The 22,683-nt window shown below is 71.6% G+C and carries 14 protein-coding genes; 5 read left to right on the top strand and 9 right to left on the bottom strand.

Features of this window, described 5'->3' with window-relative positions; genetic code table 11:
- Positions 1-135 precede the first annotated feature (135 nt).
- On the bottom strand, positions 136-1,278 hold the full coding sequence (locus tag WME83_RS26280; protein ID WP_437312438.1) for a hypothetical protein: 1,143 nt from the start codon (positions 1,276-1,278) through the stop codon (positions 136-138).
- A complete protein-coding gene (locus tag WME83_RS26275; RefSeq protein ID WP_437312437.1) occupies positions 1,275-2,666 on the bottom strand; it encodes an RNA polymerase sigma factor in 1,392 nt (463 codons plus the stop codon). Before WME83_RS26275 ends, WME83_RS26280 begins: the two co-directional genes overlap by 4 nt.
- Positions 2,667-2,752: 86 nt before the next feature.
- On the opposite strand from WME83_RS26275, the gene WME83_RS26270 reads away from it, so the two are divergent.
- On the top strand, positions 2,753-3,307 hold the full coding sequence (locus WME83_RS26270; RefSeq protein WP_437312436.1) for a hypothetical protein: 555 nt from the start codon (positions 2,753-2,755) through the stop codon (positions 3,305-3,307).
- Positions 3,308-3,391: 84 nt separating this feature from the next.
- Here the strand turns inward: WME83_RS26270 and WME83_RS26265 are convergent, their stop codons facing one another.
- Positions 3,392-4,441, bottom strand: a complete 1,050-nt coding sequence (locus WME83_RS26265) for a leucine-rich repeat domain-containing protein (protein ID WP_437312435.1) — start codon at positions 4,439-4,441, stop codon at positions 3,392-3,394.
- A 421-nt stretch (positions 4,442-4,862) separates the two neighbouring features.
- On the opposite strand from WME83_RS26265, the gene WME83_RS26260 reads away from it, so the two are divergent.
- Complete coding sequence (locus tag WME83_RS26260) at positions 4,863-6,563, top strand: M1 family metallopeptidase (protein WP_437312434.1); 1,701 nt, start codon at positions 4,863-4,865, stop codon at positions 6,561-6,563.
- Positions 6,564-6,664: 101 nt separating this feature from the next.
- A complete protein-coding gene (locus tag WME83_RS26255) occupies positions 6,665-7,666 on the top strand; it encodes a formylglycine-generating enzyme family protein (protein WP_437312433.1) in 1,002 nt (333 codons plus the stop codon).
- 119 nt (positions 7,667-7,785) lie between these two features.
- Here WME83_RS26255 and WME83_RS26250 read toward each other — a convergent pair whose 3' ends face one another.
- Positions 7,786-8,076, bottom strand: a complete 291-nt coding sequence (locus tag WME83_RS26250; protein WP_437312432.1) for a hypothetical protein — start codon at positions 8,074-8,076, stop codon at positions 7,786-7,788.
- Positions 8,077-8,366: 290 nt separating this feature from the next.
- Positions 8,367-9,881 carry a hypothetical protein gene (locus WME83_RS26245; protein ID WP_437312431.1) on the bottom strand — a complete coding sequence of 505 codons (1,515 nt, stop codon included), beginning with the start codon at positions 9,879-9,881 and terminating at the stop codon, positions 8,367-8,369.
- Positions 9,882-10,354: 473 nt separating this feature from the next.
- Between WME83_RS26245 and WME83_RS26240 the strand changes: the two genes are divergently transcribed.
- Together WME83_RS26240 and WME83_RS26235 are read left to right on the top strand one after the other, a co-directional pair.
- Positions 10,355-11,515, top strand: coding sequence for a GTPase domain-containing protein (locus WME83_RS26240; protein ID WP_437312430.1), 1,161 nt, complete (start codon positions 10,355-10,357; stop codon positions 11,513-11,515).
- Positions 11,512-13,086 carry a hypothetical protein gene (locus WME83_RS26235; protein WP_437312429.1) on the top strand — a complete coding sequence of 525 codons (1,575 nt, stop codon included), beginning with the start codon at positions 11,512-11,514 and terminating at the stop codon, positions 13,084-13,086. The genes WME83_RS26240 and WME83_RS26235 overlap by 4 nt, the downstream gene beginning before the upstream one ends.
- An 870-nt stretch (positions 13,087-13,956) precedes the next feature.
- On the opposite strand, the gene WME83_RS26230 is transcribed toward WME83_RS26235, so the two are convergent.
- The 4 genes from WME83_RS26230 to WME83_RS26215 form a co-directional block, all read right to left on the bottom strand.
- Entirely contained in the window at positions 13,957-15,081 is a 1,125-nt protein-coding gene (locus tag WME83_RS26230) for a hypothetical protein (protein ID WP_437312428.1), read from the bottom strand.
- 242 nt (positions 15,082-15,323) lie between these two features.
- Entirely contained in the window at positions 15,324-17,267 is a 1,944-nt protein-coding gene (locus WME83_RS26225) for a protein kinase domain-containing protein (RefSeq protein ID WP_437312427.1), read from the bottom strand.
- 638 nt (positions 17,268-17,905) lie between these two features.
- Positions 17,906-18,694, bottom strand: a complete 789-nt coding sequence (locus WME83_RS26220; protein ID WP_437312426.1) for a lysophospholipid acyltransferase family protein — start codon at positions 18,692-18,694, stop codon at positions 17,906-17,908.
- On the bottom strand, positions 18,691-22,446 hold the full coding sequence (locus WME83_RS26215; protein ID WP_437312425.1) for a serine/threonine-protein kinase: 3,756 nt from the start codon (positions 22,444-22,446) through the stop codon (positions 18,691-18,693). Before WME83_RS26215 ends, WME83_RS26220 begins: the two co-directional genes overlap by 4 nt.
- Positions 22,447-22,683 lie beyond the last annotated feature (237 nt).

Genomic DNA, 22,683 nt, shown 5'->3' with positions numbered 1-22,683 from the left:
GGCAAGCTACCTGACGGTGCTCCGCGCTGACAACGGAGTTCGATGATGAAATCGTCGGCTACATGGCTCATTACGGGTTCCATTTGAAAATTATCAGGTTTGGTGTCGGAAGATTCCGTGGTCCTTCGAGCGCGCTCAGTAGGTTGCCGTGACGCCGAATCCGAAGGCGGCGCCGATCGCGGGTGAGGACCAGGTGACGGGGGCGGGGAGTTGGCTTCCATCTTTCTGGCGTCGAAGGACCGCGTCCGCGACGATCCAGACCGCTTCCGCGTAAGCGTGCGCCGACCACCGGTCCGAGAAGGGCCACGCGCTGCCGAACCGCGGGCCGATGCCGAGTATTGGCTGGCCAGGTGAGCTGATGGTCCACGGGGCCCGAGGGACGAACCGGGTCACGCCGACGGACGCAACCCCGCAACTGAACAGGATCCGGCCGCGATGACAGGCCAGGGCAGCCGCGGTGAAGGCCCTGGTGCCGACGGGCACCGCTTCGACCTCCTGCGCCAGCGACACGAGCCCGCGCCCCTCGACCGCGATCGACCAGTCGGGCCGGCGCACGCCGAACGAGAGCGTCATGCCCGCCGCGGGCCCCGGCGTGATCCCGAGGCTCAGGGTGGCGCCGAGCCCCGCTTCGATCTGCGGCCGCCCGGCCAGGGCCGGCGCCGCTTCGGGCTGCGCGCGTGCCGGCGGCAGCGCGGGGCGGGGAGGTGGCTCTCGCGGGGCGCGCTGCGCTCGGGGAGGGGGCGGCGAGGGCGCGAGGGACGGCGAGGGGGCGGGAGCGGCGGAGGGCGAGGGGGCGGGGGAGGGCGCGGGCGCTGGCGAGGCGCCGGGCGGCGGACCGGGGGGCGGCGCCTGCTCCGGCGCGCTCAGGAGCTGCGCCACGATCGCGAGGGCCACGCCGGAGAGCAGCTCCTCGCAGCCGCTCCGGGTGCTGAACGCCTCGGCCCACTGGGTCTCGCCGTGGGGGTCGCGCAGCGCCAGCGAGGCCGTGAGCTCCGGCCCCTCCTGCGCGATGCGGACCGAGAGCACCCGCGGTGCCCCGGCCTCGAACGGGTCGGCGCCGAGCGCGCGCGCCGCCTCCGCGCGCAGGAACGCCTCGCCGGGGCAGGCTTCGGCGCCCGGGCCCCGCGCGAGGTGGAGCCGCACCGCGGCCCGGGGCGGCTCCGGCGCGGCGTGCGCCGCCGCGATGCGGCCCAGGCCTGCTGCGGCGAGCAGGAGCAGGCTCACGGCCGCTGCGACGGCGCGCGCTTCGATCCCCGACCCGGCGCTGGGCGCGCTCATCGCGACGGCTCTCCTGCCGGCGCGCTCGGCGCGCTCGGCGCGCTCGCGGCGGGGCGCGTCCGGGCGACGGCGCGGAGCTGTTCCCGCACGGATTTCAGCCGGCCCGCGGGAAACCGCGCCTCGTGCGCGGCGAGCTGCCGGAGCGCCCCGGCGGGGTCGCCGGCGGAGAGCCGCTCCTGCGCCTCGGTGAGCAGCCGGCGCTCTTGCGCGAAGGTGTCGTCCCGCTCGCCCGCCGGCGGAGCGGCCTGCGGATCGCGCGAAGGGGCAGGGCACGGCAGGTGGAGCACCTCGGCCAGGGGAGCGGCGGACCGCGGCGCCGGCATCTCCGGCGTTGCCGGCGAGTGCGGCGGCGGGGCTGCCGCGAGGCAGGCGACGCTCGCGGGCGGCAGCTCGGGCAGCCCCGGCCCGAAGCGGCGAGCCCAGAGGGCCGGCGGCGCCGCGAGGGCGAGCAGCACGGCGACGGTCGCCGCGACGCCCGCCGCGGCCGACCCGAGGGCGAGGGCGAGCTGGCGGAGCGTCGGCTGCAGGCTCCGAGGGGCCGGCGCGCGGGGCGGGGGAGCCGGCGGTGAGGGCGAAGGCGGCGAGTGCGGCGGCCCAGGGGCCGCGCTCGACGGCCCAGCGGCCGCGCTCGACGGCCCAGCGGCCGCCGGAGCAGGCGCGGGCGCGCCCGGCGCCGAGGCGCTCGCGCCGCCGTCGCGCACGAGGAAGTCGGACGCCAGCGGGAACACGAGCCAGCCGGCGCGCAGCGCCTGTCGCTGTTCCGGGCGCAGCCGCGCGACGGCCGCGCGGTACTCCTCGCGGGCGAGGCGCAGCCGGTTGGTGGCGGTGTTGTAGTTGATGCCGAGGGCGCGCGCGACATCGACGATCGGCACCTCGTACGCCTCGTGCAGGACGAGCAGGATGCGCCGCTCGGGGCTGATCGTGCCGAGCACCTCGACCGCGAGCGCGCGCTGCTCTCGCTGGGCGAGGCGCTCCTCGCTGTTCGGCGCGGGGTCGGCGGCCTGGTGGTACGGCCCGGGGTGCAAGCCGTTCGGCACCTCGCGGCGGCGGTAGGCGCGGTCGAGGTAGTGGCTGACCTTCCGCCACGCGATCCCGTACACCCAGCGCGCCGCCGCGTCGCCGTGCTGGCGCCGGGCGTCCTGCGGCGGCGGGTCGCCGGCCGGGCCGGCCTCCTGCGGCGGCGGCGAGGCGGCGGGGTAGGCGGGATCGAACCGATCCAGGCTCTCGTACGCCGCGAGCAGGACTTCCTGGGCGAGGTCGTCGACGTCGGGCTCGGCGACCCCCAGGAGCCGGAGCGAGCGGGGGAGGAGCTTCATCGCGGCGGCGTGAACGGAATTCCAGCTGGGGGCGTGGGAGGGGTCGTCGGCCGGGGAAAAGAGTGTGCTCATGCCCAGATTTGCGGGGAGCTCACCGGGTCCGTTCGGAAATCGACCGTCGCCAACGCCGGCGCGGCGGTCGTGGTACCCTCCGCCGCATGCCCGTAAGGGTCATGGGGAGAGCGGCGGACACACCGTGGGGCGAGGCGGTGGGGGCGCCGGGGGAGCCCGCGCCGGGGGCGCCGGCCGAGGCCGCGGACCGGCGGTGGGAGGCGGCCCTGGAGCACGAAGCCCGCGAGCTCTGGGCAGACTGGGAGTACGAGACTGCAGAGCGGATCTGGTCCGCGCTCGCCGTCGGCGTGACGACCGAGCGAGAGGCGAGGCTCGTGCTCACGGCGCTCGGCTACAAGCCCGACCAGGTGGCGCGCGTGCTGTCCGCCGAGGTGGAGGTGCGGCCGCCGGCGACGCCGGAGGACGTGGCTGCCCACCAGCGCGACGTGGAGGTCATCTGCGCAGCGTTCGAGGCAGGGGGCCGCGAGGAGCCGGCGATCGACTGGCCGGAGTTCTCGGCGCGGAACGGGCGGCTCGGATGGGTTGCGTATGCGCTCGAGGAGCCGATGCGGGTCGCGCAGAAGCGCATGGAGCAAGCGCAGGAGGCGGCCATGAATGCGGACGGCGCCGGCCGCCCCGACGCGGAGGAAACGGGCCCTTAGGACGGCGTCGAGCGTCCGCCCGACACCCGCGGGCAGACGCCGCCCGCGCCCGGCGGCGTCGACCCCGGCGAGCGCCGCGCGGGGTCATCGGCAGTCCACGTGAACCTCCGCGCCGCGCGCCTCGAGCGCGCGGATGTTGCTCGCCTGCGCGGCGCAGTCGATCGGGTTACCGTTGAGCTCCACGGAGCTCCCTCTGCCGATGTTCGGGTTGGCGGCGAGGGGTGACAGATCGGAGATCGAGTTGTCGTAGAAATCCATGTCGGTCAGCCGAGAGAGGGTCGAGAGCGGAGACAGATCGGAGATGCGGTTCCCCGCGAAGGACATCGCGCGCAGGTTGGGCATGGTCGACAGGACGGATATGTCGCCGAGCCCCGCCTCGGTCGCATAGATCTCGCTGAGCTTCGACAGGCCGGACAGCGGCGCGAGCGTCGAGATGGACAGGCCGCTCAGGCCCAGGCTCTCGAGCTCGACCAGCGCGCCGAGCGGGCCGATGTCGCTGATCGGGTTCAGGCCGATGCCCAGGATACGCAGGTTCGTCAGCGAGCCGAGGGCGGTGATGTCCGAGATGTCGTTGATGTCCAGAAGCAGCGCCTCCAGCTGGACGAGCGAGGACAGCGGCGTGATGTCCGTGATGGAGTTCCCCTGCACATTCAGGAAGCGCAGCGCTGCGAGCGAGGACAGCGGCGTGAGATCGGCCACAAGGTTGTCGGCGAGGTGCAGCTCCACGAGGGACTTGACGCACTCGAGGCCGGAGAGCGACTGGACCCCGAAATCGCTGGCGAGGACCTCGAGGGACGCGACGTCGGCCGGGAGGAGCGGGCCCGAGGGCTTCCCCACGGCCTCGCGCACCGCGGCCTCGAGCGCCGGGTCGGAGAACTCGAGGGGTCCGGCGCACGCGTCGCTGCCGCCGTGGCCGCCGGCGTCGCCGCCGGTGCCTGCCCCCGGCTCCGGCGACCCGCCCACGCCGTCGCCCGTCGTGACGCCAGGGGAGCCCCCCGTTCCGGTCGCGCTGAGCGCCGGCTCTTCTGTCGCGCTGGGCAGCGGATCGACGACGACCCGTGCGCACCCGATGCCCGCCGCTGCTGCCAGGAGCGCGAGCCCGAACCATCGGCTGGCGCTGTCTACGTTGCGCATATCCTCTCGCGGTGTGAGAAAACCAGACAGGGCGCCTTCCCCCCGGAAACGAAGCGCCGGCGACCGATCTGCGCAGGAAGGCGCGCGGCTCTCCTAGCATGGAGATGCAAGAGACGCCTGACGCCGTCGTGCTCCGAGGGGCGGCTCTTTCTGGGCGTCCACCTCCGCAGGAGCGCGGGCTCGACGACGGGGCGCCGGAGGGCGGTCCTCGGCGAGCGATCGTCTCATGCGCATCGGGAGATCCTCAGCGAGAAATTGATGAAACGGCGCGCGGGGATGTGTCGGATCTCGCACCTGGGCACGCGCGTGTTTCAGCGCGCCCGCGACGAGAGTATACGCATGCTGCATGCGCCAACGCTCCTTCGGGTGTCTCCTCCTCGCCGGCTTGCTGGCAGCCGCCGGTTGCTCCTCCAACGCGGACATGGATTCCCCCGCAGACGCGGGCAGCGGCGGCGCGGGCAGCGGCGGCACCGGCGGCGGTGGCACCGGCGGCGACGGTGGCACCGGCGGCGACGGCACCGGCGGCGCGGGCGGCTCGGCGCCCGCCAACCCGTTCCCGGGCGAGGTCCGCCGTTACGACTACACCTTCGACCTCGCGACGGCGCGCGCCACCTCGCGCGTCTCGGTGCACGTCCTGCCGCCTGGAGGCAATTGCTTCGACGTGGCCTGTCGTGCGCAGGCCGTCGACGAGCCGCACTGGGACGGCGCGCCCGCGGCGAGCGCGACGCTCGCGGACGGCGCCCTGCGCCTCTGCGGAGCGGACGCCGCGCCCGGCGCGTCGATCGAGCTCGGGGCGTCTACCGTGATCGCCGAGGCGACGGACTTCGGCCTGGATGTCGGCTTCTCGCGCCGGGTCGACCAGGCGGGCGGCGAGTTCACCTATCTCCTCAGCTGGGTCGGCGGATGCGACCGCTTCGGCCCCTGCGACAACGACCCTTCCCGGCTCGCCGAGTTCCACTTCGAGGTGACCCACCCGGAAGGGACCGTCGTGCTCTGTCCCGGCACGCTCACCGCTGGCGCGGGCGTGACCCGCTGCGACATCAGCGGGACCCTCGCGCCGACGTACTCGGGCTTCGCGCTCGCGGCCGACCCGCTGTGGCAGCGGCGGCCGTTCACGAGCGCGGGCGGCGTCGACCTCGTCTTCTACGAGGTGCCCGGCGGCGAGATCGCCTCTTCGCTCGACCCCGCGAGCGTGGGCGAGTTCCTGGCCTGGATCACCGACCTGCTCGGCCCGTTCCCCTATGGCGACGAGCTCCGCGTGGCCGGGGCGCCGACCCAGTGGGCCGGCTTCGAGCACCCCGCGAACATCCTGCTGAACGAAGAGCTCCCGCACCTCGGCAGCAGCTATGCGGACGCCGTGATGCACGTGCTCATGCACGAGATCGCGCACCAGTGGGCTGGCAACCGGACCACGCTCGCCTCGGCCGCGGATTTCGTCTGGAAGGAGGCGACCGCCGAGTACCTGGCGTACGTCTTCGAGGACGAGCGGCGGCCGCCGGGCGAGGCCGCCGCGACGCGGAGCTACTGGGACTTCATCTCGTCCTTTGCGGCCCATTACCCGCGCCCGACCGAGGACCCGACGCCCCCGGTGCATACGTTCTACGGCGATGCCTATGGCCCCGGCCCGATGGTGCTTTACCTGCAGCTCGAGCCGTTGCTGGGCCGGGCCGCGGTGCTCGAGGGCATCCGGGGGTTCCTCTCCACGCCCGGCGCGCGCAGCGTCACGGAGCTCAAATCCGCGCTCGAGCGGGCCTCGTCGAGCGACCTCGGTGCCTATTTCGACGCGTGGGTGTTCGGCCAGGGCGCGCCGGAGTGGCCCAGCTTCGCCGTCCAGGTGGAGCAGCAGGACGGTCGCGCGACCGTGACCGTGACCCAGGAGAGCGCGCGAGGCGTCCTCTACGGCTGCGCCGTCGAGGTGGAGATCGCCGGCGAGAGCGGCGCCGCGCGGGTCGTCGTCGACTTTGGCCTCGCGCCCTCGTCGCCGAGCGCGAGCGCGCAGGTCCCGTTCGCGGAGCCCGTCACCCGCGTCACCGTGGATCCCGATCACCGCCTGATCGACCGAGATCTCTCCGCAGCTCGAACCGCGCCGCCGGCGGCGAGACCGCCCGTCTGGATCTTCTGACGACCGCGGGAGCCCGCCAGGAACCCGCGACCGACCGGGCAGCGAGCTCCGCAGGAGCGCGAGCTTGACGACGGGGACGCGCGAGGGAGACGCTGTACACCATGGTTGGAGCGACGGGGGTGAAGGTGTCAGCGGCGACGGCCCTGGTCGGGCTCGTGGTTTGCGCATCGGCTGGCTGCGCGCAGATCGTCGGAGTGGACTGGAGTGAGTATGAGCAGGAGGACACCGGATTGAGCTGCGCCGGGTTGCCGGCCGCATGCGGGCCTACGGGAAAGGAGAGTTGCTGCGCAAGCGCGATGGTGCGCGGGGGAACGTTCACCCGGAGCGACGACCCGGAGTTTACGGCCACCGTGAGCGACTTCCGGCTGGATCGGTTCGAGGTGACGGTGGGGCGGTTCCGCAAATTCGTGGAGGCGTATCCGGGGAGCAAGCCCGCAGCGGGAGCGGGGGCGCATCCGCGCATCGCGGGGAGCGGCTGGGATCCGAGGTTTGACAGCGAGCTGCCTGTGGATGCGGCGAAGCTGAAGGAAGATGTGAACTGCAGGCCGTCGGAGGGTTTCCCGACATGGACGGACGAGGTCAGTAACCATGAGAATTTGCCGATGAACTGTGTCACGTGGTACCAGGCGTTTGCGTTCTGTGCGTGGGATGGGGGCCGATTGCCGACCGAGATGGAGTCGATGTATGCGGCGGCCGGCGGAGCCGAACAGCGGGTGTATCCGTGGTCGAATCCGGCAGACTCAGCGTTGATAGACGGCAGCTTCGCTTCGTACTGGTGCGGTGGCGACGAGGCCGTTGCTCCGCAGTGCGCGTTCAACGACATCCTGCCCGTTGGGTCGAGGTCACCCAAGGGCGACGGGAAGTGGGACCAGGCGGACCTGGCCGGCAGCATGTGTGAGTGGGTCCTTGACGTGGATGCGGAAGAACCTCCCGAAGAATGCAACGATTGTGGCAGCGTGTCTGGATCCTCGGACGATGCGCCTCGTGTGCACCGGGGCGGGTGCTGGAGGGACCGCGAAGAGAGGCTGAAAAACTCCTCCCGCGTCGCCTTCGACCCGCTTGACCCCTATGACACCTTCGGGATCCGGTGCGCGAGGGATTAGGTCGCCGATGTAACCGGAAGCGGTGCGGTCGGGGTAGCTGAGCGATGGTGCTGCACTCTGTATCGAAGTGCAGCACTCGTGCTCAAAGTACAGCACTCTGCGCAAGCGAAGTGCAGCACTCACGACCCCTCCGGGGGATCGAACAGGGACAACTGGACCGGGCCGCGCGGAGGCTCGGGAGGAGGCGGAGGAACGACCTGGACCGGGGACGCCGGCGGAGGCGGAGGCTCGCTCTTGCGGCGCTGCTTCAACGCGGGCGTCGGCTCGGTCACGAGGCGCAGGAAGCCCCGCTTGTTCGGGAGCGGCCTCGCTGGCGCGGAGGGCTCACGATGAGTGAGCGGCTTCGCCTCGGGGGCGGCGGCCTCCTCCTCGGCCAGGAGCGTGTCCAGGAGCTCGTCCTGCGACCACACGTGCAGCCCGTGAGCCGGCAGGAGAGGAGACCCAGGGCGGCGAGCGGAGCTGGAGTGATGCGGTTGTTCATGCGACGGAGGGTCCGCCGGGCGAGCGGAAGGGGCAAGGGCGGGTGGGCCGCGTGTGCACCTACTCCTATGGAGGCGACAGACATATGCTCTTGACATACTTCCTGCGCCAGATGTTCTGCTCCGTGCTGTTCGACGCCGGGACGCTCCTCGGCGCGCCGCTGCTCGGCCTGGTCATCCGCGGCTCCGGCTATCCGGCGATGTTCGTCGCGCCTGACACCTCAGGAAGGGACGACGGTGATCTCGCCGGTCGTGTACAGCGCCGAGGTGTCCCAGGCGAGGCCCGGCGCGAGCGGCAGCGCGATGTCCACGGCCGCGAACGTGCCTGTGAGCTCGCCGCTCCAGCCGAGCAGGGTGACGATGTCCCCGGCCTGGAAGGACACGGACCCGTCCGCCGGCAGGACCTCCAGCGCTCCATCGAGGCTGACGTCCCCGTCGACGTGGAGCAGCGGCGCGCTGCCCGCCCCCGCGACCGTGATCGCCAGCGCGGCGCTCGGGCCCTGGACGTAGTCGCCGGAGACGGTCGTTAAGGCGTGCTCCTCGCCCACGGAGAGCTCGCCGGCCTGCGCGTTGACGAGATCGCCGGCGACGCCGGCGACGTGGAGGCGCCCGCCGGCGAAGTCGAAATCGCCCTCCGGCAGCTCGATGACGCCCACGGCGAGGTCGCCCCCCGCGAGGCGAGCGACCGGCCCCGGGTGAGGAGGATCGAACGTCGGGTGCAGCGGTCCAGTCCGGAGCGAGCCGCCGATGCTGGCGTGGCCTTTCGCGATGACGAGCGCCGGCGCCGTCGGCTCCGCGGTGAGGACCAGCACGTCACCGCTGTTGCGCCATGACGCATGAGGCCCGTCGACGGCGAGGACTCCGTTGCCGCCGAGCGAGCGGATCTCCGCGTCTTCGGTCACGACGCTGCCGTACGCGCCGACCCTGAGCTCGCCGTGACCGAAGTCCCCGACGCGCAGGAGCCCCTCGTTGGTCCAGGTGGCGCCCCAGCCGCGCACGACCGCGGTGCTGGTGGGCCCGACCAGCTCGTCCTCGGTGAGATGGATCCGCGCGTTCACGGTGAAGAGCTGGGCGCCCTGCTCGACGAGCAGCGACCCGGAGCCCCCCGCGCCCACGACGAATTCGCCCGTGTTGAACCACCTCGTCGCGGAGCCCCTGGCGATCGCCGCGCCCCCGCAGGGCCAGCAGGTGGTGATGTACACGTTGTTCGAGGAGAAGGTCGCTCCTTGCCTGAGCTCGAGATAGCTGCTCGACTCGCCGCCGCCGATGTGCGTGTCCGCCTGGCTCGTCAGGGCGGAGTCATAGCCCTCGACGATCACGGACCCCGTGACCCCATAGCCGTACAGGCCGACCTGGAGCGCGTCGGTGACCGCCTGGGCGCCCGTGCGGATGTAGAGCTGCCCGCCGGCCGCGATCGACAGGAGCCCGCTGTTGATCCACGTCGATCCGTACCCGGTGACGCGAACCGTGCCGGTGGCCTCCGGCCACGTGGCCACGCTGGCGCCGGCGCTGATCAACGTCCCCTGATGGCTGATGATGACTTCGCCCGAGGTCGGCGCCCCGAATTCGCTGGCGCTGCCGATCCGCAGGGGGTTGGGCCCGAGGTCCCACGGATCGCTCGGGTTGCCGGGCGTGACGTCCCCCGAGATGGTGACGTCGGCGTCGGCAGGAGCCGCCGTCGCCACGGCGGCCGCTGTGAGCAGCCAGGAGAGTACCCATCGAGATCGCTGGTGCATGCGCTTTACCTCCACGAGAAATTGACGGCGCTCGATACCGGCCCTTGCCCGCGCGCCCACGGGCAGCGTCCGCCGCGGGACCGGCGAGACCGAGCATGGTCGCACCGCTCGGGCCGGAGAGGGAAGCCGTCGATGAACGTCGGACATCCCTGCCTTCGCTGGCCGTCCGTCGCGCGCGGACCTCACGTCGAGCCGGAAACAATGGAAGGCGCGAGCCCTGGCCGGAGGCGCTGCAAGGATGTACGCTGCCGCGACGTTCGGTGACTGGCCGCTTCGAACGAGAGCGAACCTGCTCTGCGACACACCACCATCGGCCTCGATGACGCGGCCATCTACCGCGATCAGACACGGGACGGCGCGGATGCCGCAGCCGATGCGGCCTCGGTAGCTCGAGCGCGGGGCACGATGAGCATCGACGTGATGGTCGGACGGCTCCGCGATCTGCTCTGGTCGTTTACTCACGTGAGGCGCGTATGATCCCTGTCGTCATCATCCTCATCGCCCTGGTGGCTGCGTGCGTCGTCGGCGTCCTCGTGCTCATCGGCGTCCGCGCGTCCAAGCTGGCGCGCGAGCTCGAGCAGGCCGAGCGGAAGATCGAGCTGCTGCACGTCGAGAACGGCAGGCTCGGCGGCACGCTCACCGCGCTGAACGAGGAGCACGTGAGGGCGGAGAGCTGCCTCGAGTACATGGACGGGCACATCAAGAGCCTCAGCGCCGAGCTGGAGCGGCGCCCGAAGATCGTCCGGAAGACGTACAGGATACTGACGCTCGGGGTGAAGGCGACGGGGAAGACCTCGCTCACGCTCAAATGGGCGAATCCGCTGATCGATCTTGGCACGCTCGAGGGCACGAAGTTCGAGCGGTACGAGCGGACGGTGAGCCACGTGCCGCAGAAGGACGTGGTGATCGAGCACGTCTTCGAGGTGCATGACTGGGGCGGCGAGCACATCGTCGAGGCGGTGCAGCAGCTCATCGTCGACGAGATCCACGGCGTGCTGATCGTGGTGGACCTCGGCGGCAAGGAGGCCAAGCAGTTCGAGCAGAGCCGCATCCAGGAGCAGCTCCAGGAGTTCCAGGCCCAGGTGCTCAAGTTCCTGTTCGCGCCGAAGACGTTGACCTCGTGCAAGACGGTCGTGCTGTTCATCAACAAGAGCGATCTGCTCGCTGGGACGCCGGCGCAGGTCGAGGAGCAGGCGAAGAAGCTGTACGCGACGTTGCTCGAGAACCTGAACAGGTTCTCGACCCAGGTCAGCGTGCGGGTGCTCGTGGGGTCGGCGAGCTACGGCCACTCGACCCACCTTCTGTTCTCGCATTTCGTGGAGCGGATCCTCCCGAAGAGCGCCTACGACGTCCAGCTGCTCCAGCGCATGAAGTCCGACGTCTCGGAGCCGAGGGTGCCTGCGCCGAGCGAGCGGCCGTCGCCTGAGCTGCCCCCCGCGGCGCCCGCGCCGGAGCCCGCGGCGATCGCGGAAGATCCGGTGATCTCGGTGGCCGAGCTCGCGGCGCCGCCGCCGCTGCCCAGGGCTGCCGCGACGTCCGAGCGCGTGGCCGGGCTGAAGAGCACGATAAGAATTCCGGGCCCGCCCCCGAAGCCGCCCGCGCCGCACGGGGGTGAGGAGCGGGGTGAGCGATGACGGAACACGACGCGCCGGCGGCGGGCTATGTCGTGCCGACCTACGAGGCCGCCCCGGGAGAGGTCTGGTATCATTTTCTGCATGGGAACGTGCCCGGGCACCAGATCGACTTCATTTACCGGCCCGATGTGCCGCAGGGGCCGCTCACGCAGCAGCACTTCAGCCACCTCACGCAGCTGATCAACTACATCGAGCCTCGCTCCCGGCACGAGTACGCGTTCGCGATCGGCAACCTGTCGCGGGACGACACGCAGCACGAGCCCGGCCACGGGGGCGTGGCGCTGCTCTTCGGGCTGCGGATCCAGGGCGCCAAGGATCACGCTGGCAGGCAAGATCCGCCGTTCTGCCACGCGATCGCGGCGATCGACCGGCACCTCGACGCGGCGGGTTTCTACGAGGTGGCGCTCTCGTTCCATCGCAAGCTGCTGCCGGAGGTCGACTCGGAGGCGTCGGGGAGCGGCTGGTACCACACGTACGTGCGGTACGGTCAGAACGCTGACGCGCTGTTGCCGATCCTCCGCGGGTACATCGTGGATTTTGCTGATTTGCCAGCGCCCGAGCCGAGCCTCCTTGGCTTCCGGTGGACGGCGGCGGCGGCAGATCCTCCGAGGCGGGTGGTGATCGTGCACGGGCCGGACGAGCCTTTTGACGCGATCGCGGCGTGCGCGGCACGGATCGCCGGGGTCTTGGTCGAGTCGGATATCCGCTGGACGGCGATCTCGAACGGTCGAGAGGCGGACATGCTGGGCGGAGTGTCGGTCCGGTTCGTGCCGGAGCACGAGGCCAGGGCCGAAGCAGAGGGCGGCCGGGTGCTGCGGCTCGGGGATGTGCCGCACGAGCCCAGGGAGGTCGCGGAGCAGCTCTTCGGGGCACAAGAGGTCCGGGGCGCGCGGCAGCCGGTGATGGCCGGGTGGCAGCGAGTCGACGGGGGGCCAGCGCCGGAGCGAGGGGCCGCGCGCGCGGTGGCGGGCGCGCCGGCGCGGGCTGGGCACACGTCGGATGAGGGCCAGCCGCTGGCGGGGATGGGAGATGCCGCGGGGGCTTTGGGCGGGGAGCGGATCGAGCGCGTGGAGATGGCCGCTCGCGGCGATGGGGCGGTCGCCGTGGGGGCGAGGTCGGGAAGGACGAACGAGCGCGCGAAGGGGCTCGCCGCCGCGGAGACGGAGATCGAGGTCGTAACGGAAGATCTCACCAGGTCACGAAGGCAGCTCGGGCTGCTGATCGGGGTCGGGGTCGCGCTGGCGATCGGGGGAGCGGCTGCAGCGGTCGTGCTCGGGATGAGCGGGGCACGGGTGGAGAGCCAGATGGGCGGCCCGTCGGCGCTGGCGAGCTCGGTGCGCCATGGAGGAGAGGAGAGGGCGCCTGCAGCTGCGAGCGCGGAGGTGCCGCGCTCGACACCGACCGAGACGTTGAAGGCGGAGACCTCAGCGTCTGCTGCATCGTCGGCGGTGATTGGGGGCGGCGTGCAGGGGACGCCGAAGGCACCGAAGAAGAACAACAGGAGCGGGGCGACGCGCAGGTCGTCACGGGCGGGGAGTAAGAGCGGAGCTTCGGTGTTCGAGGTGCCGTAGTTTTCCTGGATAATTGTTATTCGGAATTCGCGGCCCCCTGTTGGCAAGTCTTATCGTCCGCGGGTCCGATGCACGTGTAATTGGGTACACATTCGTGGGGTTCGTTGCATGGGTCTCCTTCGTCAATCAGGCATGTGAAAGGGTCCTGGTCGTTTCTGCGAGCGCAGATGCCGATGCATTCTCTTTCGATGTTGTTTATGTTGCATTCTTCCCCAATCGCCTTATAACATCCGCCCCTGCCGTCGCACGCCATGTCGCCTGTGCATGAAGCGACCCCTGGTCGATCGTCCTTCACGTTGAAGCCGATGTAGGTGCATAGTTTGTTGGTGGGGTTCCAGGAGCGACATTCGCCGCACTCTTTGCAGTGTCCGTCGACGCACGAGCCGCCCTTGCAAAAGATAGCGTCGTTGTTGTGTCCGTTGCATGGCGCGCCGATGCATAGGGGGCACGGTTCCGTCGAGCATGCCTCGTCGCCGTTGAGGCAAAATTCGCAGCTGCCATGACCATCGCAGATCTTCCCCAGGGGGTCGCAGGGCGTGCCCGCCACCAGTGGAGTGTGTTTGCAGTTTTTCTGTTCGTCGCATGTCGTGCACGGGTTGTCCTCGCATGTGCACGCGCTGCTCTCCGCTCCTCCTGTGCCGGATCCGCTCGGTGCTCCGCCTGCCCCGGTGGTGGAGCTCGCCGCTCGGCATCGTTCCCTGTCGTAGGAGCATTCGCCATTGTCGTTGTAAGTTGCCTCGACGCGCTCGTAACACCCTACTCCTTGCAGCATGAACAAACTGGCGATGCCCATCGAGGCAGAGCCGACCCAGGCGAATGTCCGGATCTCGCGCTGTGGCATGGTGTTGACCTCCATCCATCTGCATCCGTTCAGAAAGTGCCTGCCGCAAATACCCCGTGGGTAGATGGTACAACGATAAAAGCCGGTTCGGTCCGCGCAGCTTGCGCCGGTCGCTCGGCCTTCCAGAGGACGAGCGCCAGTGTCCCCGCAGCCGCAAGCCCGCCCACCGCGAACCCAGCGATGCCGATGGCCTGATCCCTGTCCCTGACCTTCGCGAAGTCGGTCAACTCCTGGCATCGAACGTCATTCTCCCGCTCCGGGCAGATTGTTTGCCCGATCGGCGTCTCCCTCACGAGCCGGTCGCGCTCCTTCACGAAATCAGCGTTGTTTGCGGCCGCGGCCGCCGAGAACCCCACGCCCACGCCGACCCCCACGACGGCGAGGCCTGCCCCGCCCACGATGCCCCAGGTCCGCCAGCTCGGGCTTGCCGTACCGGGGCTCGTGTCGGCCACGTTCCCCGATCCGACCGTCGGCCTCACCACGACCACGCTTGCCGGCTTCTGTTCCATCACCGATGCGGAAGCCGCCGGCGCCTCCACCGCCTGGATTGCCGGCCCCGCGCTCGCCGCCAGCGTGAGCTGGACCTCCGGCGCGGACCCCGCCTGTACCTGCAGCTCCTGGCTCGCGGGCGTCGTTCCGGGCTTCCTGGCCTCGAAGCGCCGGCTCCCCGGCTCCACGAACACCGGTCTCCCGAGCGGCGCCGTACCCACCGGATGCCCGTCCACCAGCACTTCGGCGCCTGCCTCGACTTGGACCGTCACCGTCCCGATCTTCGCCTTGGCCTCGGCCAGCATCCCCTCGGCGTCAGCCCGGTCCCTTGGCCGGATCTGCTGCGCCTCCCGCAGGAAGAACGCCAGGTGCTCCGCCGCTTCCCGCAGCTTCCCTGCGCGCAACTCGACCTTACCCAGGTTCGCGGCCTTCTCAGCGTTCGGCTCGAGCTGAAAGGACTCCAGGATGAGCTGCCGCGCCTTCTCCCACTTCCCGGCCTTCGCTGCCTTGACCCCCTCGTCGTACAGCCGCGACGCCTCCCGCTGTCGGACGGCCGCGCCCTGCGCCCGCTGGGCCCCCGCGCCCGGGGAGGCCTCAGGCGCCGCGGCCGGCGCGACCTCGGTCTGCGCCACGGCCGGCACGCTGCCCGCCATGCTCGTCAGCACCAGCCCCGCGGCCCACCATCGCCCGTTAACCCTCCGTGCCCCCATCTCTGCACCTGTGCTTTCTGGGGCGAGCGATGCCCCGCCCCCATCCCGCTGACCGCCCGTGCTGCGCCGATCGGACCCCGTTCAGAGGTCCTGTCCGACCCTGGTCGGGTTGCAGTCTCAACGCCGGAGGTTCGGCCCCTGTCCGAAGCCGCGCGCGAGGCAGCACCCGTGGCAAATCAGCTTATGACGAGGCAATGCTATTGTTTTGGCTTCGGCTCATAGCAGCCGGGAGTCTTGATGAACCGTTTACAGGGCTGGCGCAACGGCTCTTTGATGGATGGCTTCACCGCGCGGGCAGGCGGACGTAGGGGGGGAGCGCCTGGAGTTGCCGGTTGGGACGTTGTCGGCGGGGACAGTTTCGTCGAGGGCGTGGGGGCCGCCTCCTCGGTCGTCGTCGGGGCGGCGTCCGGGATCGGCGGAGCCTCCGGCAGCACCGCTGATGTCTCCGTCGCAGGAGGCGCTTGCCCGGGAGATGCCGGCGGCGTGGGCGCTTCCGCGGGCTTCGGCTCGTCCGACGATGCACCGAGCATGACGACGATCACGAGCGCTGCGATCGTCGAGATGATGCCTGCCCCGACAGCGACATAGAGCCACGCGCCCGCGTCCCGACCGCGCCTTTGTGACTTCGACGCGCTCGCCGGAGCTCCCTCGGCCGCTGGCCGCGCGATCGGCGCGGTCGTCGTGGTGACCCCGGGGACGTGTTCCGTGGCCGCCCCATGGCCCAGCGCCTCTTCCGGCGGGTGCGCCAGCGCGCCGTCCTGAGGCGAGAGCTCTGCCGACGAGGCGCTCCGGGTGTCCACGGCCGGGTGCCTCGCCTCGGCTGCCAATGGCGACTCGCGCCGCCATGCCGGCAGCGGCGATGCGATCGGAGACGAGGGGGGCATGAGCTGCGTTCCTGTCGGCGCCAGCCGCGGCGCTCGCCGCGTCCCGCCCGCCGCCTCCGTGGCGGCATGGGCCGCGCCGGGAGAGGCCGGTGCGCCCGGCGGCAGCGGCAGCGTGCTCTCCTGCCACTCCGTGACCGCGGTCGCGGGGGACGACGACATCATGGGTCGCCGGGGAAACGCAGGAGGGCTCCCGCCCAGGCCGAAGTCCAGCGGAGCACGCCTCGGGCTCGCCGGGCTCGCTGGACCAGCGTCGGGCATCGAGGCCATCGACGCTTGCTCGGGATTTGACGCGGGCGGTAACGACATGTCCACGATCGCGCGCGAGACGGCGCCCACCTCGGCGATGGACGCGAGGCACCTCGCGAGGCTCGTCGCGTCCGGGAAACGGTTGTTGCGATCCCGCTCCAGACACCGCGCCACGAGCTCGTCGAGCGCGGGCGGCACGCTCCGCAGCCGGTGCGACACCGGCCGGATCGGCTCGAACAGAACCTGATGCACCACGTCGTTGACCGTCGCGCCCCGGAACGGCCGCATGCCCGTGAGCATCTCGTACAGGATGATCCCGAGCGACCAGATGTCCGTTCGGTGGTCGAGCCGCTTGCTCATGGACAGCTGCTCAGGGCTCATGTACGCAGGCGACCCGACCGCCAGGCCGGTCATCGTCGATTGGACCCCGGTGGCGGTCAGGCTCTTGCTCACCCCGAAATCCAGCACCTTGACCGTGAACGAGCGCTCCTCGGCGTCGGGCTCGCGGTGGAGGAAGATGTTCGCGGGCTTGAGATCACGATGAATGATGTTGGCGCTGTGCGCGGCGTCGAGGGCGCTCGCGATGTCACGGCCGATCCGCGCGACGAGCGCGGGCGGATCGATGCGCTTCTTGCGATCCAGCAGGTCCGCGAGCGTCTCGCCGGTCAGGAGCTGCATCACCAGGAACGGATCCTTGTCGTCGGTCTCGCCGACCTCGTGGATCTCGACGATGTTCGGGTGCCTCAAGGCGCCGCACAGGCGCGCCTCGTTGAGCAAGCGCTTCCGGAGCTCGTCGGTCTTGCAAGCGATGAACTTGAGCGCGACCTTGCGCCCGTCGAGCACGTCGGCCGCTTCCCACACCTCGCCCATCCCGCCCTTGCCGAGCCGCTGGACGAGCTTGTACTGGCCGCCTAACGTCTCGCCTTCTTTCATGTTGCTCGACATGTTTGCACCGGTTCGCAGCGCTGCACAAAGACGACATCTGTGCTGAACTGGCTCCGCCCCAGGCATCGAATGGACGGCTGTCCAAAGCGGGCAGAAAGAGACTACGGAGGGCGTCGGCGTCCGCGTGGTAAGACGAAGCGGCTCGATCGACGGCGCCGTCTGGCGACGTATGGCGCCGTCTGGACTCACCTCGCCGTGGGCTGAAGCGCTAGCCTTACGAGCGTCTCCGGCGAACAAGGTCATGCGGCGTCAGGAAGCGCATGAAATGTGCGCTTCTCATGGCAACCTGGAACCAGGCAACTATGTTCTATTTCCCGACGCCAGCAAGGTAGAATTCTGTTGGCGTCTGCGACGTTGTTGGCTGTCGTCGAGTCGTTGGGGGAGCGTAAGGTGCGTGGTGCCGTTGGGTTGACGTCGTGTAGGAGTGAGTCGTTGACGGATCCGGGATTCATCGGGTCTCTTCTGTCTCCGCGGGATCGCGATCGAAGTCGCGGAGATCGGCCCCGGGATAGCGAGCCTTCGCCGCGAGCGCGGTGAATCCTCATCGCTTGTCGCTCGTAAAGGGACGTTGTCGCAGGAAGGTGAAGGGCGCTCGCCGAGCCTGCTCTAGGGCCCCTCGGCGCGCGAGGGCGTCGGGAGGTCGAGCGCCGCGCTCCTGCCCACCGTGACGCCCGCGCTCCAGGGAGCAGAGCCCGCCAGGCGGCTCACCCGCTCCCCGGCTCACCCGCCCCGCGGAGGGCGGGCGGCAGCGCCGACGCCACCGCGGCCCGGCACGCCTCCATCGAGGCGCGGAGCTCCTCGAGCGACGGCCCGGGCGGATCGAGCGGCGGGTGCACGACGACCCGCACGACGCCGGGCGCGGCGGCGTAGCGGCCCTTCGGCTGGAGCGCGCCCGCGCCCACGATGGTCACCGGCAGCACGCGCGCGCCCGCCGCCGCGGCGACCCGGAAGGCGCCCGGCCGGAACGGCAAGAGCCCGCCGGTCGCGCTCCGCGTGCCCTCGGGGAAGAACACCGTCGACCACCGCCGCATCAGGTTGCGCTGCGCCGCGCCGAGATCCGCCACGGCGCCGCGGGCGCGCCCCCGGTCGACCGGCGTGTGGCCGTAGAGGCGCATGCCCCAGCCGAGCACCGGCACCCGGAACAGCGCCCGCTTCGCCAGGAAGCGGAACGGCGCGCGCGCCTGCAGCACCACGAGGAGCGCGAGGATGTCGAGCGTGCTCTGGTGGTTCGCCGCGATCACATAGCGCTCGCCCGGCCGCACGCGCTCGGCCCCCTCGGCCTCGACGCGCACGCCGACGAGCCAGAGCGCCCCGGCCGCCCACACGACCGACAGGCGGTCGTGCATCCGCTGCCGGGGATCGAAGGGGAAGCAGAGCAGGCCGACCGGGAGCAGCACGACGAGGAACAGCATCGCCCAGGCGTGGGCGAGCGCCGTGCGCGCGACCTCGATCGGACCGGCCGGCGCCGCGGCGGCGCCCCCCTCCGCCGTCACTTCGCGACCGGCGGGGCCTCCGGCCCGTCGAAGCGCGGGACGAAGCCCTCCACCGAGGCGAGCGTCTCGAGCAGCGTCACGTGGCGCAGCCGCGGGATCGCCACGTGCGTCCGCGCGCCGAGGTCGTCCTCCGTGATCGCGAGCGTCGCCGCCGCCGCGAGCTCCGCCACCGTCGCGCCGACGATCTGCGTCGTGCCCAGGCTGCTCGGCGCCGACGACCGGACCTCGCGCGGCGCGTCGGCCCAGTACGACCGCGGCGGACCCTGGAACGCCGCCTCGACCGGAGGCCGCGGCCAGAACGTCGGCTCGACGAGGCCGAGCTCGTCGACGAGCACCTCGCGCTCGGCGCGGACGTCGCGCGCCTCCGCCTCGTCGCCCACCGCGTCGAACGCCTCGGCGCAGCGCTCGAGCGCCGTCACGAGCTGCGTCCGGTTGCCCGAGGCGCGGATGAGCTCGAGCGTCTCCCGGCCGTACGCCCGGAGCTCGCCGGCGTCGCCGCCGAGGAGCGCGAGCGCGTGCACCCGGCCGACCCGGCCGAGCCCCACGGCGTACGCGTCGCCCGTGCCCGCCGAGCCGATCTCGATCGCCCGGTCGTAGGCGGCGAGCGCCTCGCGGTGCTGGCCCTGCACGAAGAGCACGTCGCCCAGGTACCCCTCGGCCCAGCCGCGCCCCATGCCGATGCCGAGCACGCCGCTCAGGTTGCACGCGTTGGCGATCAGCACGCGCGCCCGCGCCAGGTGGCCCACGTGGAACTGGTGCCGGCCCGCGTACATCGTGCCGACGTACAGGTAGAGCCCGCTCAGGCCGTGCTCCTCGGCGTACGAGAGGAGCTGCGCGGTCGACCGCACCCCGAGGTCCCAGTCGAACCGGCCCTCGGCGAGCACCGCGTAGTAGAACCACGTGCCGAGCAGCCGCACGGGGTCGCGCAGGCGCTCGGCCAGGCGCGCGGCGTCGGCGGCGCTCTGCTCGGCCTCGGCGTAGCAGCCCGCCTGGCTCAGGGCGACGCAGAGGATGCCGCGCGAGTGGCACAGCTCGATGTACTCGCCCGCCGCCTCCGCGAGCTCGCAGCCGCGGCGCAGCGGCTCGGTCGCCGGGCCCACCTTGCCCGCCGCGCACAGCGCGCGCCCGAGGATGTTCGCGGGCAGGCACTGGTACGGGCGGAGCTCGGGGCTCGCGCCGATCGCCTGGAGCGCCTTGCGGCTGTGCGCCACGGCGTCGGCGAACTCCCCGCGGACGTAGTGCACGCGCGACAGCGCGCTGGAGAGCGCCGCCGTGACGAGCGGCGTGTCCGGCAGCGCGCCCTGCGTGCGCCGGAGCAGATCGAGCGGCTCCGCCGTGCTGCCGAGCAGGCACGCGACGCGCGCGAGCTCGTGGGCGCAGCGGGCCCGGAGCTCGATCCGCGCCGGGTCGAGCGGCAGCCGCTCGAGCAGCGCGAGCGCCTGCTTGAGCCGGCGGCTCGCGCCGTGCGGGTCCTGCAGGCGGTCGGCCTCGTTCGCCGCGAGCAGGTACGTCTCCGCGGCGCGGTCGAGCTCGCCGGCGCGCTCGACGTGGTGCGCGAGCGTCCCCGGATCGCCGCCGCGCAGCTCGATGCGCCGCGCGATGCGCCGGTGGACCTCGCCGCGATCCTCGGGCGGCACGCGCGCGGCGAGCTGCTCGCGCGCCGCGTCGTGCGAGAACGACGTGAGGCCGCCGTCCTCGCTCAGGCAGATGTGGTGCGCGGCGGCGTCGCGCAGGGCGCTGTCGACCGCCGCCGGACCGAAGAGGCCGAGCTCGACGAGATCGTCGCGCAGGAACTGGCGGCCGATGAGCGCGGCCACGCCGAGGACCTGCACCGTCGTCGGATCGAGCGCCTCGATGCTGCGGGCGAGGACGTCCGAGACCGAGGCGGGCGCGCGGTAGTGCGCGTCGGCCCGGGAGATCTCGAGCGCGCCGCCGCGGCCGCGCTGCAGGAAGCCCTCGGTCTCCATGTTGCGGACGACCTGGATGTTGAAGAGCGGGTTGCCGGCGGCGAGCAGCGGGACGCGGCGGACGAGCTCCTGCACGAGGTCGTCGCCGGCGCCGCGGCCGAGCGCGGAGAGCAGCGCCCGGTTCGCCTCGGGCGGGAGCGGGCCGAGGTCGAGGCGCTCGACGCCCTTCCAGGCGAGCCACCCCGCCGAGCGCGGCGTCATCGGCGACGAGCCGGGCGAGCCGCGCAGCCCCGCCGAGGCCGGCGGGGGCAGCGTCGAGCCGTGCGCGCTGCGCCCGGGGAACGGCGGACGGGCCGTGCCGAGCAGCAGGATCGGCCGCTCGCCGAGCTGGTCCGAGATCCGGAGGAGCACGTCCTGCGTCGCCTCGTCGGCCCAGTGGACGTCCTCGATCGCGAGGACCACGGGGATCTCCTCGGCGATCGCGCCGAGCAGCCGCAGCAGGAGATCGGCGATCCAGCGCGTGCCGCCCGGGCCGATGGCGCCGCCCTCGTCGGCGAGCCCGACCGCCCGCATCAGCTCGGGGACGAGCCCCTGGAGCAGGGCGGCGTCGTCGGCGACCACGAGGCTGACCAGCCGGCGGATGCGCGCCGCGCGGCTGTCGTTGTGCCGCTCCAGCCAGAGGGCGACCTGCGTCAGCGCCTCGCGGATCGCGGAGTAGGGGACGAGGCCGGAGAGCTCGCGGCACCGGCCGTAGGCGACGATGGCCGTGCCCGTCTGCTCGACGGTCCGGAGCAGCTCGGCGACGAGGCGGCTCTTGCCGACGCCCGTGTCGCCGACCAGCACGGCCGGCCGCGGCTCGCCGCACACCGCGCCCTGGAGGAGCTCGGCGAGCCGGCCGAGCTCCAGCTCGCGGCCGATGAACGGCGCGTCGTCGAGGGCCTCGGGCGGGGCGGCGTCGCGCTCGCGCTCGGCCGCGTCGGCGGCCGGGGGCTGCGAGGTGCCGTGGAGCGTGACGTAGTAGAGCTCCTTGAGCCGCGCGCAGAGCCGGGCCGCGCTCGAGAAGCGCCGCGCGGGGTCGCGATGCATGAGCTCTTCGACGAGCGCCACGACCGGCGCCGGCGTCTCCGGGGCCACGGTGGAGAGCGGCACGAGGGTGCCGTAGACCTTCTGGTTGATGACGCTGTCGACGGTGCCGTCCGCGAACGGGAGGCGGCCGGCGAGCAGCTCGTAGAGCACGACGCCGACCGCGTAGAGGTCCATCCGGGGGCTCGGGCGCGCGAGCCCGCCCCGCTTCAGGCACTCGGGCGCGAGGTAGGCGATGGTGCCCGCGTTGACGCGGGCGTGCTCGGGCTGAAAGCTCACCGTGAGCGTGGCCAGGCCGAAGTCGAGGATCTTGAGCCGCGGCTCGTACGGATCGGTGAGGACGATGTTGCTCGGCTTGAGGTCGAGGTGCAGCACGTTGAGCGCGTGGCAGTGGGCGAGCGCCTCGGCCACGCGGCGCGCGATGCGCAGGGCCTCGATGGTGTCGAGCGAGCCCATCCGCGCGAGGTACCGGTCGAGCGTCTCGCCCTGCACGAGCTCCATCGCGAGGTAGAGGCCGATCCCGTCGAGGACGCCATACGAGGAGAGCTTCACCAGCGACGGATGGCGCAGCCGGAGCAGCGCCTCGATCTCGTTCTGCTGGGCGAAGAGCTGCCCGACGTTCTGGGCGCTCACTTCCTTGAAGATCTTGATGGCGGCGACGTTCCCGGACTCGTCGTGGCCGCGGAACACCGCGCCGAAGCCGCCCTCGCCGAGCGGCTCGTCGATCGTGTACTCGCCGATCCTGGCGCCGCGCTCGATCAAGGGACCGCCGACCATCGTACCTGCCCTTCCGAGTACCCCGTCATCACCCGCAGAACCGTCATGATACTCCGGACGCGGCGCCGTGACGGAGCGCGATGGCCACTTTTGCAGCCATCTTGCCATCTTGCCGCCTCGCGGCGCGCCGCGCCTTCAGGGCCTGCTGCATCTTGCCGGGTTCGACAAGAAACGTGCATGTCACGTCCGGGTGGCGATTCCGGTGCTCGCCCGGACGCCCGC

Origin of the sequence: Sorangium sp. So ce385, assembly GCF_051474135.1 — a bacterium.
Classification (GTDB): Bacteria; Myxococcota_A; Polyangia; order Polyangiales; family Polyangiaceae; genus Sorangium; species Sorangium cellulosum_D.
The sequence above is the reverse complement of the archived record's forward strand: the minus strand, read 5'-3'. Positions and strand labels throughout refer to the sequence as shown.